Below are 13,424 nucleotides of genomic sequence, written 5' to 3'. Positions count from 1 at the left end.
CCGGACGGACGGTCCGGCGAGCCGCCAGCCGCTGCCGTCCGCCAGCGTCACGACCTGCCCGACCGCGAGCGCCAGCGCCGCTAGGTCGGCGCGCCAGATCAGCGTCTCACGCCCGTCGGCGGCTGCGCGCGCGAGCGCAAGCGCAAGCGCGCGAGCCGATCCCGCGGGCAACACCGCCGGCAGGTCGATCCGGTCTTCGCGCAGCCCGCCTCCCGCGACCGCGCTCGACTGCTGCCCCAGTTGGTAATCGCGACCGGGCTCGTAGTGACGCAGCCGGATCGTTCCCGGAAACGCCGCCAGCGGCAGGCGCCTCTGTTCGGCCCGGTCGGCCGCCGCCTCGACGCGCCGCGCCTCGCTGAAATCGCCGAGCGCCAGCGGGGCGCCGGCCAGCGCGACGGGCGCGAGGCGCCACGCATCGGGGCCCGACACCAGCCCGGTCCGGTCGGCATCGAATAGCGGCGCCAGCGCGTCGCGGGCGCGGTCGCCCGACGCCGCATAGCCGGCAATGCGCCACGCCCCGCCGCATCGCCCCGTTTCGCCGAGCAGCCGGTCGCTGATCGTCCCCGCATCGATGTCGCCGGCATCAGCCTCAACCTCGAAGGTCAGCGACGGAATCCGGTTGCCGAATGCGCCGAGTTCCATTTCCTCAAACACGGCATAAGCCAGCCCGCGGAACGCATTTGCCGATCCGATGCCGGTCGCCGACGCGATCAGCGGGTCGGCCGGCTGGTCTTCGCTTCCGGCGTACCATCGGAATGTGCATCGCTCGTGGAATGTTCCGCTCGATCCTCGCAGCAGATTGCCGTCGGCCCAGATCCGCCGGATTGCGCGAATGGGCCGCGACGACAGCGCGATCGCCAGCGAGACGGCATAGCTATATTCGGTCACCGATGGCCGCCCTTTGCCGCCGCCGCGCTTGTCGCGGCGCTCGATCAAGTCGGTCGCCCAGATGACGCTTCCCGCGACGCGCATCGTCCCAAACAATTGGGGTATCTGCTGGCCATAGGTCGACGCCTGAACTTTCAGGTCGGCCAGCCGCGGCCCCTCGCGTCCCTTTGGCTTGAAGACCGCAGCATCGACCTGCTGGCCGATCGCCGCCCCCACCGCGGCACCGACCGGTCCGCCGACTATTCCGCCAACCACCGTCAGCACCAAGGTCGCCATTGTCGTTCCCTTCAAGAAAGCCGCCAGTGCGCCGCGGCAAGCAGCTGTGCATCCACGGGCGTTTCGACCACCCGCCGCAGCCCGGCGTGCGCGTGAACCAACGTCTCCGGCCCCAGCAGGCCGAGATGATATTGCCGCGCCGGATAGGCGATCAGCGCGAGGTCGCCGCTTCGCGGGCGCTCGGCTGCGGCTGCCGCGAAACCCGCCGCCGCAAGCGCGGCCTCGATACGCGCGCGCGACCAGCCGCGCAGCGGATAGCCCGTCGGGCGGACCAGTTCGCGCCCCGCCGCCGCATAGGCGGCCCACACCAGTCCCACGCAATCGAGCCCCGTTGCGGGCGCATATCCCTGCGCACGAAACCGCGCGCCCACCATCCCCCGCGCCGCCGCAAAGGCGCGTGCCGCCAAAAGATCGTCGCGCGCTTCATCCACCTGGATAACGCGTCAACAGGTCGTTTCCCGGCAGGTGCGCCTCGCCGCGAAAATTGACCGCGTTGGCAAAACGGTCGCGGCACGTCGCCAGCTGCTTGTCGCATCCCTCGGTCAGCCGCACACGCACCGGCCCCGACGACGCAAAGGGCGGGACCTCCGCCAGATGGAGCACCGTCCCCTCCGCAGCGATCACCGGGCTTGCGAGCCCGCAATTGCCGCCCTCCATCCACATCAGCTCGCCGAACGCGATCTCCGGGGCCGGCGCGTCGAGCGTCACCATCCTTCCATCGACCGTCGTAACGCGCCGCATATGCGTGCGCGGCGCCAGGTCGACACGGCATGCCCGATCGCCCAGCGTCGCGCGGCACGACGGCGATGTCGCCGGGCATACCGGCCGGTCGAGCAGCCGTGTCACCCCCTGCAACTCCACCGCGAAAGCCGCCCCGCGCCGCTCGATCGTGCCCAGCGATCCCCGCGCGACCGTTACCGGCGCGCCATCGGGCGCGCTCCAGTCGGTCACGAACAGCTCAAGTTCGGCGCCATCCCAGCGTCCAGCGTCGAGGTCGCGCGCCGCGATCGCATCGCTCGTCACTGCGCCCTCGATATCCATCGTGGACGCATCGAGGCTGTCGCTCGTTTCCAGAGCCGACGGCTTCATCCCCGGCGCCGCGCGATACAGCAGGCCGCCGACAGCCAGGTCGCGGTCGTGCGAGGTCAGCCCGATCGTCACCCCGTCGCGCCGCGCCAGCCGCCAGCACCAGGCCAGCGTGACCAGCTCTTGGCGCAGCCAGTCGGGCGCGCGTTCCATCACCATGGTGCGCGCACCTCGACCAGCGGGACGCTCGTCACCTCGCCCGCGAGGAAGGTCGCACGGCTCGCTTCCAGTCGGTCCTCGGCAAAGCGCACCGGCACGTCGAACAGGAACCCCGCGCGCACCGCCACCCCCGGTGCGGGCGCGTCGTCGAGCAATATCTCGCCGTCGTCGGTCACGAGGAACGCCGCCGTCTCGATCCCATCGACTGACACGCGCACGCTCGCCGCCACCGGTAAGCGGATGCTGCGCAGCTGCGCCGTGTCGCCGCTGCCGTAATATTTGACCAACGCGAATTGCCGCCGCATCCCGTCGCCGGTGCCGAGTATCTGATCGGTCGCCATCGGCGGTCCGTTATCGATGGCCGAGCTGCTGTCGAACGGGTCGCGAAACCGGAATCCGCGCGCCGCGCCGCGCCGCGCGCGAAAGAAATCGGTCAGCGTCCGCACATCTGCTTCGGACCGGACCCCCGGCCCCGCATCGTAGCGCATCCGCGCCTCGGCCCATTCGCTCGCGCGCTGCTCGTGCCCCGACGGCGAGCTCACGACCTGCGTCGAAAATTCGGTCACGACCACCGCCTCGCGCCCGATCGCGATCGGGAAATCCACTGCATCATACGCCTGCACATCATTCTCCCCGTCGAATGTCACAAAGCCGTCGCGCGCCACCTGCGGCAGCGCCCAGACGAAGGTCTGCGACACCCCTGCGCGCCGCGCCGCATCGGCGGCCTCGGCAATCTCCGCCCACTGCGCCCGATCCTCCGCCGCCAATACGAACCCCGAAAAATAATGCTGATCGTCAATCGGATAGCCGAGCCGTGCCATCATCGCGGCGCGCGCACCCGCCGTCTCGGCACCGCGCCCGCCGGTCACCCAATCATAATCTTCCAGCTGCAGCACATCGAAGGCGGGCGCCACCCATCCCGTCGGCACATTGGCGCGGCGCACTTCGGGCGCCGCCGGGTCGAGCACTGTCGGTAGATAGACGAGCAAATGGCTTGCCAGTCCCGCCTCGCCGGCTTCGTCCCGCGCCGCGGCGACAAGCGCCTCGGTCGATGCCGCGAGCATCGCCCCCAGCGCGTCGAGCATCGCGAGCTGCGGCGCATCGAGGTCGCCGCGCACATCGGCGATCGCCACGCTCGCCGCCCCCAGCGCCGCCGTCGTGGCCGCGTCATAGGCGCAGATGCGGCCTCCGGGTGCGATCCACCACCAGGGTTCACCCACCTGGAACTTCGGTGCCAATCGCGCCGCCAGACCGATCGCGACGAACGCTCGCGCGACCAGCTGCAGATATCCCATCGCCTCCGCATTCGCCGGCGACAGCAGCGCCGACGGCGGCTCCCACCCGGTCAGCCCCGGCGACCCGTCGCTCGTGCGCTGCTTCCACGCGCCGGGGCAATAGGCATCGAACAATTCGTAGGAGAGCGACCAGATCAGCCCCAGCCCCGCCGCTTCGCACGCCGCCGCGAAGCTCGCATGCCACGCCGCACAGGGCGCATTGATCGCACCGCCCGCAACATCCGCGAGCAAATCGCCGTCCACCGCGGAAAGCCGCATATAATGGCTCATCCCGACATAGTGGACGACGTCGCCGCGGTAACCGAGCTGGATCATCTGCCGCACCAGCCGCGCTGGGGTCAGGTGATAGCTGTCGTCATAACCGCTCGCGATTCCCAGGCCCTGCTCGGGCATCACGACATCGCCGATCGCCAGCACCGATCCCGACCCCGACGCGGCGATATCGCTCATCTCGGCCCAGCCCTCGACCGGCGCCGCCAGCGCTCCCGCGCCCCCGTCATAGGCCGGCGGCACTAGCGAGACGAACATCCGGTCGATGTCGCCCGCCCATACCGGGTCGGCTTCGCCGGGCAGCATAAAGCCGCCTTCGAGCGCGTCGAAGTCGAGGTTGACGACCGCATCCTCGGCGGTCCCCTCGGCATAGTTCCACAGCCGCACATACCAGGCGCGCGGGTCCCCCGCAGCGTCGCGCCCCTCGATCGTCAGCGTCGGCCCGTGCAGCGCGTCGAGCGGCTTCACCCCGCCCGACCGCCAACGAAAGCGCAGCCGCGTGTGCCGGAAATCGCGGCGCGTTTCATAAGCGAGCAAGGGATGATCCCAGCGGTCCTCGCTCTCCCAGATCAGCCCCGCCAGATCCTCTTTGCGGTAAAAGACCGCCTCGACGCGCAGCGAACCCGGCGCGCCCGCGGTCACACTCGCCATCATCGGCCGCGCAAAATCGATCGCCCAGAACCGCGGGTCGAAGCGTTTGAGCCAGCCCTTGCGATGATGCGGTTCGGCCGCCGCAAGCAACGCCCAGCCCATCAATCGTCTCCGTTCGCCACCGCGCGCCGCACCGCGCGCGCCAGCTGCCGGCCCGTCTGCGCCAGCCGTTGCGGATCGCTTCCCGTCTGCCCATGCACGTTCACCGTGATCGCGATGTTGCGCAGCTGGCCACCCCCCGTCTCGATCCGCCCGCTCGCGGTCGGCACGAACAGCTCGGGTCCGCGCTCGCCGACGCGATAGGCGCGGCCCGCGCTCACCGGCCCGCCGGTCGCGCGGCCCGGGGCGCCGAACAACGCCTGCGCGATCGAGGCGCCGAACGACAGCAATCCACCCCCGCCACCGCTCGCGCCGCCTCCGCCCATCGCCGTGCCGATGCCAGTCGAAATCGCCGCGCGCGCGATGTCGGACATCACCGACAGCGCGAGCCGCTTCAGATCCTCGAACCCCATCTTCCCGCTGACGATCGCCCGCGTCAGCGCACGTTCGATCGCACGGCCGCCGGCATCGGCGGCGGCTCCCAGCGATCCTTCCAGCTCGCTGCGCAGCGCGGCGACCTCGCGCCGGAACGCTCCGGTATCGGCGCGCACCAAAACCAGCATGTCATCGACCTCGTCACCCATCGGGAAACCTCTCCATCATCGCCGCCAGCGCGGCGTCGTCGAAACCCGCTGCGTCGTCTGCCTCGACCCAACCGCCCAGCACCGCGCGCACATCGGCCGGCGTCGCCGTCCAGAATTCGTCCGGCCGCCAGCCGGCGACGCGCGCCATCATGCCCGCCAGCCTGATAGCCGCCGGACCCAGCCGATCGCCTTCCACCTCAGTGTCCCTGCAATATCTGCCCCAGCAACAGGCGAAGCGCGGGGGTCGCTGCCGCCAGTCCCTGCTGCACGATCGCCTCGCCCAGCACGTCGCGCGTCAGCGCCTCGGGCCGGTCGCGAATGCAATGCCAGAACAGCGCGGCCAGCTCGCCCAGCGCCAGCCGCCCGTCGGCCGCGCGTTCGACCAGCGCGAACAGCGGCCCCAGCTCGGCTTCGGCCGCGACCAGCGCGGCAAAACTCGGGCGCAGGACGTGCACCGATCCACCGACGCGCAGCTCAGCCTCGCCGCGCAGCGCGTTGGCGCCCGTCTTTGCGGCGGCGCTCACAGGCTTGCCACCGCGCCGCTCGATTCCAGGTTCAGCGTGTAATTGCGCTCGCCGTTATAATCGCCGGCATAGTCCAGCCGCGTGACCAGGAAGCGCCCGCGCATCCGCTCGCCGCTTTCGAAGCTCAGCTCATAATCGTCGATCGTCCCGGCCAGCGCATGGCCGCGCAGCCGCACCTCGGCGTCGGAGCCGGTAAAAATGCCCGCCGCGCTCACCGAAACCGACCGCACGCCGGCCCCCGGCAACAGCTCGCGCCACCCGGCAGAATCCTTGGTCGTGACATTGACCGCCTCGCCGTTCACCGACAATTGCGTCGTGCGCAATCCTGCCACCGTCTGATAGGTCGGCGGGGCGCCGCCGTCGCCGACCTTGAGCAGAAAAGCGCTCCCATTTTCAATTGCCATCGTCTAATCTCCTCGGACAGAAAAATCATGCGTAACGGGGAGTCGCAGGATGCTGATCACCACATTGCTTCTGGCCGCCATGGCGCCGGCGCCGGCCGCCGCGGTCGACACGACACGCGCGGCATTCACCAAATGCCTGCGCGACCACATGAAGGCGTCGCTCGAAGCCAAGATGGAAGAAGCGGAATATGAACTGGCGCTCAAGGCGACCTGCACCGCCGAACGCGATGCCTTTCGCAAGGCGGTGATCGCGCTCGGCCGCTCGGGCGGCGATTCCGAAAAGGTCGCGACCGAGGATGCCGACATGCAGGTCGACGATTATCACGCCAATTTCACCGACAAGTTCAAGGATTATAAAGCGAACAACTCGCTTCCCGGCGAATGACGCCCCGCCGTTAGGGACGCCCGAACCTACATGCCGGCCAGACAGCGGCACCGCACGACGATCTCGTGCCGCCACCCACCGTCGCGGGCAAAGCCGAAACGCGTCCGGATCGTCCGGGCGCCGACCACCGTCCACTCGTCCGCGGCGCCGCGCAAACCCATGGCGACCGCCTCGATCCGCGACGCCGCGCGGTCGTCGACGCCGCTTCCCGCGCCGACCAGCGCCAGCGTCAGACCTATTTCGCGCCCCGCCCGATCCTTGGTGCCCCAGTCGCGGCCCTCGGCGGGCCCGACGCTGACATACGGCGCGCTCGCCCTCGCGGGCACGCCGTCGAATATGCCATGCACCAGCCCCGCCAGCTCGGCGTCGTCCGTCAGCAGCGCGAGCGCCTTCGCGCGCACCGCCCGTTCGGCGCCGCTCATCGCGCGCCGCCCAGGCTCAGCATGCGCCACGGCTGCCACAGTGCCGCGATCACTGCGGGCGGCGTCGCCCCCGTGCCGTCGCGTGCGTCGTACAGGTGCTGCGTCATGCGGACGATCCCCTGCCGGATCGCTTCGGGAACGGCGTTGACCCCGTCCGCCAGCCCGGCGCGATAGACGATACGCACGCGGTCGGCATCGCCTGGCGCCGCGACGACCAGCTGCACCGCACCCCCCGGCTCGCGCATCAACCGGTAATCCGCGGCGCCAAGAATGGTCTCACCCTCCTCGCGCGTCAGCAAGGTCGCGGTCTCGACCGCGATCACCGGCCGCGCGGTCGGACGCGCCGCGCCGCTACGCAGCGGCAGCGTCTCCTCCGCCGTCCGCACGATCAGCCATTGACCGATATAGGCCTCGCAGATGCCCGTCGCGGCGCGCAGCAGCTGCGCGACGACGGCGTCGTCGATGCTCGGCCCCAGCCGCAGCCAGCCGCGCGCTTCGTTCAGGCTCACCGGCACATCGCCGGGGATCGGGCTCGTCGCCATCATCGTTCCTCCACCCGCATCGTCACCGATCGTTCGTCGACCTGCCCATCGCTCATCGTCACCCGGTTGGTGATCCGGTAGACATGGCCCGCGATCCCGCCGGCCAGCGTCGCGGTCGCCTGCAACAGATCATGCGCTGACGCGGGCACGGCGATGCCGCCGGCTTCGTCGGGGATAACCGTCCAGTCGCTCGCCACTACGGCCTGGCCGCCGGGATAGGCGGTCTGCCAGTCGAATTCGAAATCGATCCGCGCGCCGGGGTCTTTCACCATGATCGCCATCGCCGCTCCTTTCTCGCTCTGTTTTTCAGGGTTTGCGCACGGTCACGCGCCGGTCCGCCTCGCGGACGACCTGCACGCGCTGCGGCGGGCTGCGGTCGCCACCCGGTTCCGGGCCGCCCCATTCGCTCGCCAGGTCGCGGCGCGCGGCGTCGCCGATCGCCCGCGACCCAAGCGCCGCCCCCGCAATCATGCGGCCGTCTCCAGCGCCGCCAGCCGCTGCTCCTGCGCAGCGATCAGGAACAGCGCGAGCTGGTCGGGCCGGATCCCGAACCGGTCGCCGCCCTCGCCGCTTGCCGTGTCGGCCCATTCGTCCCAGCACAAAAAGGCATAGGGCGTGGCGCCCGGCCGCCCATCGGCGCCGATCGGGTCGATCAGCCCCTCGTCGGCCATGATCGCCCACACCGCCTGCGCGCGCACGCCGAAGTGCCGCCGCGCCGCGCCTGCGCCCTTTTCGGTGATCGCATCGTTCCATTGATAGAAACCCAGTTCCGCCGCGATGCGACCAGCGGCGCGCAATTCGCGTGCGTCCGCCGCCCCCTGCCAGCTTTTTTCGCGCGCGTCGGACGTCACCGTCGGGCTGGCGCCGAAATAGCTGTTGTTCCAGCGATAGGAGGCGGCCGCCAGGTTTTGCACATTGTCGGCCCCCGGCCGGACAACCCCCGACGCCTGGATTGCCAGCCGCGGCGACAGCGCCGTATCGGTCGCCGCCGCCTTCGTCGCGACGATCAGGTCGCCGAAGGCGCCGCTCGCGGTGTTGGTGAGGATATGGCCCGAAATTGCGGCCCAGCGCTCGACGTCGGTGTCCCCGGTCGCGGCAAAGACGATCTCACCGCCATTGCCGATGGTATTGCTGTTGCTCTGTAACAGCAGCCGCGGGCCCTTCGTCCCGATCACGGTGCCGGTGGTCGTCGTCGCCTCGATGCAGGTTGTCGGCGCCGCGCCGCGCAGATGCAATGCGTGCGACGCGGCACCGCCGATCCCCAGTCCCGTTGCGGTCAGCCGCGCGCGTTCGGTGCCCCCCGCCGCAAACCCGATTGCATCAGCCTCGGGATTGAACAGCCCGGTGTTCGGATTGGCCGCAAAGCTCAGCGACGGGGCGGCAGCGCTTCCCGGTGCCCCGCCTAGCGCGGCGCCCGCGACCACCATCCCGCCCGCATCGCGATAGGCCAGCGCGGTCAGCGGAATATTCACCCAGCCGGCGCCGCGCCGCACCGTCAGCGTGTCGCCCGCCGCCCCCGTCGTCGCGGAGTCGTGCCCGGTCGACAGCGGCTGTTTGGCCGCGACCGCTAGGCCAAGCTCCTCAAGGCTCGCGCTCGCAGTCGCCGCGGCGGTGTCGCGGCTCGCGAACCACCCGGCACCAACGGTCAGCGCAAGGGTCTTGAGCCCGACGGTGAAATCGACCGGCGAACCGCCGTTCGACGACGCCGACACGCTCTGACGCACCAGTCGCCCGCCGCCGTCGATCTGCCCCGTCCCGACCTCCCATTCGTCGGGATGGGCGATGCCCGCCACTGCATAATGAAACAGCGTGCCGGGCGGCACGGCGCCGGCAAAGCGGCGATGTCCGGGGACCGCGCCGTTCGGCGTCAACGGTCCGGTCCCGCCCTCCTGGCACAATTCGCGCACCAGATCGGCGAAAAAGGGGGTCGACATGGCAAGGCCATCCTTTCCTGGTCCTGATAAGGAAAAATCGGCGCCCGGCCCGCCCGAAAGGGGGGGAGCAAGGCCGGGCGCCCCTCGCGCGCCAGCCGCTTAGCTGGCAGCGAACTTCATCAGCTTGATGGCCTGTGAATCGATGATCGCACCGCCGACCCTTTTGGTTGCATAGAAATGCACGAAGGGCTTGTTGCTGAACGGATCGCGCAGGATCCGCGTCTCGCCACGGTCGGCCACTAGATAGCCGGCACGGAAATTGCCGAAAGCGATCGACAGGCTGTTCGCCGCCACATCGGGCATGTCCTCGGCCTCGACCACCGGGTAACCCAGCAGGGTCGCCGCCTGCCCCTCGACCAGCCCCGGCTGCCAGATAAAGGCGCCGTCGCTCGTCTTGAACTTGCGGATGCGGGCGAGCGTGTCGCTATTCATCGCCCAGCAGGCCCCCTGCCGGTACGGCGCCTTCAGCGAATGGACCAGCTCGACGAGCTTGTCCTGCGGGTTCGACGCAGGAAAGGCGCCCGCCGTCCCGGTCGCAAGATGCTGGAGCGTCCCGAACGCGCGCACGCTGTCGGCCTCATTGGTGGTGGCATAGGTCAAAAAGCCCTTGGGCCGGTTCGTCCCGTTGCCGTTCACAAAGGCGCTGCCTTCGGCGACCGCGAATTCGCGCCCCAGCTGCTCGGCCAGCCAGGCCTCGACGTCGAACATCGCATCATCGAGCATCGCTTGGCTCGCCGCCGGATTAGCGTAAAGCTCACCCGACGGCGGCGCGATCTCGGCAAAGCTGCGCGTCCCCGTCTCGGGCCTCGCCGCACTCTCGCCGACCCAGCCCGCGCCCATCGATCCGGTCGCGACCAGCTTGCGATATCCGCTTGTCCCCGTTTGCACGACCGTCGAGATGCTGCGGATCGGCGACAGCGTCTTCAGCGTCTCCGCGATGCTGCCGTCGATCTCGCGCGGCACCGCAAAACCGCCCTCGCCGCCCGACGCCCCCGACAGGCTCTTCATCTCGACACCGGCATCGATCCCGCGCCGCAAATAGCGCTCGACGAATGCGCTCAGCGCCGGATCGACCGCCGCCTTCGCCCCATCGAGAGGCAGCCGCACCGCCGCCACCGCTTGGCGCTCGACCTGCGCCTTGAGCGCCGCCACCGACGCTTTCAGCTCGTCGACCGCCTCCGCCGCCAGCACCGCGTCGAACGCCCCGTCGAGCGCGTCCGCCTTCACTTCCATATCGTCCATGCTTTTCACTCCTTCTTCGAATACCGTCGCACCCGCGAAGGCGGGGGCCGTTGTCGCCTCACCCCATTCAACCGGCCCGCGCCCTCGCGGGGGCGACGTGAGAGTTTTCGACAGCAATCACCCGCGCCAGCGGCTGCATCGGCGCCGCAACCAGGCTCACCTCGGCAAGGTCGAGCGCGGTCAGTTCGCGCGGGTTTGCGCCCCGCGCCCCGCGCACCCGATACCCAAAGCTCAACCCGGTCAGCGCGCCCTGCGCGACCAGCTTCGCCGCGACGGGATGCGTCACCCGCGCCACGACGCGTAAACCCCGCGCATCCTCCGCCAATGTCTCGATCGCGCCGACCACCGCCCCCGGCCGATGCTGCCACAGCAAGGGCACCACCCGCCCCGCCTTCAGCGTCGCCGCAAATGCCCCCGCGCGCACGATATCGCCGCCCCGATCGACCCGGTCGAACACCGAGGCGTAACCGGCAAACCGGGTCCCCCCTTCGGCTTGCGGGAGGGGGTGTGGCGAGGCACGCGTCTCGCAATGCGGAATAGCCCGCTCCGCCGCCATGCTCACTTCAGCAGCCCCGGCAGCCCCAGTTTCATCGCCAGCCCAACCACGACAAGCGCCAACCCGCACCGCACCGCCCAGTCGACCACGGCCTTCCACGCGCTCGTTTTCGCATCGCGCCAGGCGCCGAGCAGCTGGCGCAAATCGCTCACATCGTCGCGCGCCGCTTCGTCGGCGAGCCCCAGCCGCGCCAGCGCGCGCCGCGCGCCCAGCTCGCTCGCTTCCTCGACCACCGCGCGCAGCAACGCCGCATCGGGCGCACCCGTCCCCGCCAGCGCGATCAACCGCGCCAGCGCCTCATCTTCGTCCATTTGTGTAACTCCTTCGTCATCCCGGACTTGATTCGGGATCCACAGCTGCGCCGAAGTCTTGGACTCCGGATCGAGTTCGGCGTGACGATGCAGGCTAGGCCACCCCCAACAGCGCCTTCTTCTCGTTCGCCGTCAGCCAGTCGGCGCCCGACACCTCGCGCCACAGCGCCATCCGGTCCTCGACCAACGCCGGCACCCGGTCGAGGTCGACACGCAGCTCGGCGCCGTCGAACCATCCCGACAATCCCTGCGAAATCGCTCCCAAAATCTTCGCGCAAAGCGGCAGCACCGTCAGCCGCCACAGCGCCCGATTGGCCTCGCGATAATTGGCATAGGTCGCGTCGCCGGGCAGCCCGAGCAGCATCGGTGGTACCCCGAACGCCATGGCAATCTCGCGCGCGCTCGAATCCTTCAGCGCCAGGAAATCCATCTCGGCGGGCGACAGCGACAGCGCCTGCCATTTGAGCCCGCCCTCCAGCAGCAAAGGCCGCCCCGCATTCGCTCCGCCCGCAAAGCTCTCGGCCAGTTCCTCGCGCAGCCGGTCGACCTGCTCGGCCGACAACGGCATGCCCTTGTCGCCCGGATCATGCACCAGCGCGCCCGAAGGCCGCGCCGCATTCTCCAGCAACGCCGCATTCCACTTCGCCGCCGCATTATGCGCCGCGATCGCGCCCGCCGCGGCGCCGAGGCACCCCGCGCCATAATGATCGTCGAGCGGATGCAGAGCCTTCACATGCACCACCGCCACGCGCCCTGCGCCATCCTCGGCGGGCAGCACCGCCGCCGACCCGCCCGCCTTGTACCGATAGGCCACGGGCCAGCCGCGCGCGTCCGCCTCGACCGTCACCCGCTCGGGGCGCAGCGCGAACAGCTCGGCGGGCGCCCCCGCGCCATCGGTCAAGATTTGCACATAGCCATTGCCGTGGAGCAGCAGCTGCGACGCCAAAGTCTCGACCAGCCCCTGCCCGCCCGACGCCGCGCCGACCAGCGCCGCCAGCGCCGGATCGCTCGCCACCAGAGGCGCCGACCCCGCCGCCTCGGCAACAAGCCGCACCGCGCGCTGCACGATCGCATTGGACAAATACCCCTCGCGCACCTGCACCTCCCAGCTCATCGGAGCAGGCGCACTCCACGTCCCATAGACACGCGACAAAGCGGGCCGCGCAGGCACCTGCACGGCCTTGCGGCCAAACCAGTTCATGATGATCTCCTATCCTTCGTGCCCGGACCATGCCTTGCACTCAGCCTCGTCACCCCGGACTTGATCCGGGGCCTGCCTATTCCACTCTTTCGTCATCCCGGACTTGATCCGGGATCCACGGCGACGGCGCAGTCATGGACCCCGGATCAAGTCCGGGGTGACGACGGAACTATATGCCGCCCGCTTCATTCAGAACGTTCCAAAGCTCGCAGTTGGTCTATGATTGCATCCGACATCGGAGTGCTCGTGACGATAAAGAGTTCATCTTTCAAATCCGGAACATCGTGCTTGAAGCGAATGCGAAAGCCGGACGCGCCGCTGATCTCAAGCGCGCTAATCGGCCCATAGCTCCCGTAACGCTGGTCCTTGATCTCAAGATAGTGATCGTGACCGAAAAACTCGCCGGCTGCGTCCGGATCGCACGGTCTTGAGATGATGAGGTAGACAGCGGGCGAACAGCCAAGATCAAAAGCGATTTGCGCAACGCCGTCTTCGATCGAAACACTCTCTCCGACGCTTACGCACTTCATCGCTTGCCCCCAAATCGACGTTCCGCACGTATAAACTTGAACATCCGGCACCGCAAAGATCAAAC

Annotated in this window: 19 protein-coding genes; 1 reads left to right on the top strand and 18 read right to left on the bottom strand. The window is 69.2% G+C overall.

Features of this window, described 5'->3' with window-relative positions:
* The 8 genes from ATE71_RS21220 to ATE71_RS21185 form a co-directional block, all read right to left on the bottom strand.
* The coding region (locus tag ATE71_RS21220) for a phage tail protein (RefSeq protein ID WP_201022997.1) at positions 1-1,164 on the bottom strand (1,164 nt) is incomplete at its 3' end.
* A gap of 11 nt (positions 1,165-1,175) precedes the next feature.
* Complete coding sequence (locus ATE71_RS21215) at positions 1,176-1,595, bottom strand: NlpC/P60 family protein (RefSeq protein ID WP_235588101.1); 420 nt, start codon at positions 1,593-1,595, stop codon at positions 1,176-1,178.
* A complete protein-coding gene (locus ATE71_RS21210; protein ID WP_058805322.1) occupies positions 1,588-2,409 on the bottom strand; it encodes a DUF2163 domain-containing protein in 822 nt (273 codons plus the stop codon). Before ATE71_RS21210 ends, ATE71_RS21215 begins: the two co-directional genes overlap by 8 nt.
* Positions 2,403-4,727 carry a DUF2460 domain-containing protein gene (locus ATE71_RS21205; RefSeq protein ID WP_058805321.1) on the bottom strand — a complete coding sequence of 775 codons (2,325 nt, stop codon included), beginning with the start codon at positions 4,725-4,727 and terminating at the stop codon, positions 2,403-2,405. Before ATE71_RS21205 ends, ATE71_RS21210 begins: the two co-directional genes overlap by 7 nt.
* Entirely contained in the window at positions 4,727-5,308 is a 582-nt protein-coding gene (locus ATE71_RS21200; RefSeq protein ID WP_058805320.1) for a hypothetical protein, read from the bottom strand. The genes ATE71_RS21205 and ATE71_RS21200 overlap by 1 nt, the downstream gene beginning before the upstream one ends.
* The gene (locus ATE71_RS21195; protein ID WP_058805319.1) at positions 5,301-5,504 is read right to left on the bottom strand and encodes a phage tail assembly chaperone; all 204 of its coding nucleotides are present in this window, start codon (positions 5,502-5,504) and stop codon (positions 5,301-5,303) included. Before ATE71_RS21195 ends, ATE71_RS21200 begins: the two co-directional genes overlap by 8 nt.
* A 1-nt stretch (position 5,505) precedes the next feature.
* Positions 5,506-5,832: a gene transfer agent family protein gene (locus tag ATE71_RS21190; protein ID WP_058805318.1), complete on the bottom strand. Its 327-nt coding sequence runs from the start codon at positions 5,830-5,832 to the stop codon at positions 5,506-5,508.
* Complete coding sequence (locus ATE71_RS21185) at positions 5,829-6,236, bottom strand: phage tail tube protein (protein ID WP_058805317.1); 408 nt, start codon at positions 6,234-6,236, stop codon at positions 5,829-5,831. The genes ATE71_RS21190 and ATE71_RS21185 overlap by 4 nt, the downstream gene beginning before the upstream one ends.
* Positions 6,237-6,285: 49 nt before the next feature.
* On the opposite strand from ATE71_RS21185, the gene ATE71_RS21180 reads away from it, so the two are divergent.
* The gene (locus ATE71_RS21180; RefSeq protein WP_058805316.1) at positions 6,286-6,621 is read left to right on the top strand and encodes a hypothetical protein; all 336 of its coding nucleotides are present in this window, start codon (positions 6,286-6,288) and stop codon (positions 6,619-6,621) included.
* 26 nt (positions 6,622-6,647) lie between these two features.
* Here the strand turns inward: ATE71_RS21180 and ATE71_RS21175 are convergent, their stop codons facing one another.
* From ATE71_RS21175 to ATE71_RS22625, 10 genes are all read right to left on the bottom strand, one after another.
* On the bottom strand, positions 6,648-7,043 hold the full coding sequence (locus ATE71_RS21175) for a DUF3168 domain-containing protein (RefSeq protein ID WP_058805315.1): 396 nt from the start codon (positions 7,041-7,043) through the stop codon (positions 6,648-6,650).
* Positions 7,040-7,588 carry a head-tail connector protein gene (locus ATE71_RS21170; protein WP_082665344.1) on the bottom strand — a complete coding sequence of 183 codons (549 nt, stop codon included), beginning with the start codon at positions 7,586-7,588 and terminating at the stop codon, positions 7,040-7,042. Before ATE71_RS21170 ends, ATE71_RS21175 begins: the two co-directional genes overlap by 4 nt.
* The gene (locus tag ATE71_RS21165; protein ID WP_058805313.1) at positions 7,585-7,866 is read right to left on the bottom strand and encodes a hypothetical protein; all 282 of its coding nucleotides are present in this window, start codon (positions 7,864-7,866) and stop codon (positions 7,585-7,587) included. Before ATE71_RS21165 ends, ATE71_RS21170 begins: the two co-directional genes overlap by 4 nt.
* Before the next feature lie 25 nt (positions 7,867-7,891).
* On the bottom strand, positions 7,892-8,056 hold the full coding sequence (locus ATE71_RS22630) for a hypothetical protein (protein WP_160328072.1): 165 nt from the start codon (positions 8,054-8,056) through the stop codon (positions 7,892-7,894).
* Positions 8,053-9,519: a tail fiber domain-containing protein gene (locus ATE71_RS21160; protein WP_058805312.1), complete on the bottom strand. Its 1,467-nt coding sequence runs from the start codon at positions 9,517-9,519 to the stop codon at positions 8,053-8,055. The genes ATE71_RS22630 and ATE71_RS21160 overlap by 4 nt, the downstream gene beginning before the upstream one ends.
* 99 nt (positions 9,520-9,618) lie before the next feature.
* Complete coding sequence (locus ATE71_RS21155) at positions 9,619-10,761, bottom strand: phage major capsid protein (protein ID WP_082665343.1); 1,143 nt, start codon at positions 10,759-10,761, stop codon at positions 9,619-9,621.
* A gap of 67 nt (positions 10,762-10,828) precedes the next feature.
* Positions 10,829-11,317, bottom strand: coding sequence for an HK97 family phage prohead protease (locus tag ATE71_RS21150; RefSeq protein ID WP_082665342.1), 489 nt, complete (start codon positions 11,315-11,317; stop codon positions 10,829-10,831).
* 2 nt (positions 11,318-11,319) lie between these two features.
* Positions 11,320-11,628 carry a DUF6127 family protein gene (locus tag ATE71_RS21145; RefSeq protein WP_058805311.1) on the bottom strand — a complete coding sequence of 103 codons (309 nt, stop codon included), beginning with the start codon at positions 11,626-11,628 and terminating at the stop codon, positions 11,320-11,322.
* A 94-nt stretch (positions 11,629-11,722) separates the two neighbouring features.
* Positions 11,723-12,829 (bottom strand): phage portal protein, encoded by a 1,107-nt coding sequence (locus tag ATE71_RS21140; protein ID WP_058805310.1) that lies wholly within the window; start codon positions 12,827-12,829, stop codon positions 11,723-11,725.
* 185 nt (positions 12,830-13,014) lie between these two features.
* Positions 13,015-13,424, bottom strand: a 410-nt coding sequence (locus ATE71_RS22625) for a hypothetical protein (RefSeq protein ID WP_160328071.1), incomplete at its 5' end; no start/stop codon positions are given.

Source organism: Sphingopyxis sp. H115 (assembly GCF_001468465.1).
GTDB lineage: Bacteria > Pseudomonadota > Alphaproteobacteria > Sphingomonadales > Sphingomonadaceae > Sphingopyxis.
The sequence above is the reverse complement of the archived record's forward strand: the minus strand, read 5'-3'. Positions and strand labels throughout refer to the sequence as shown.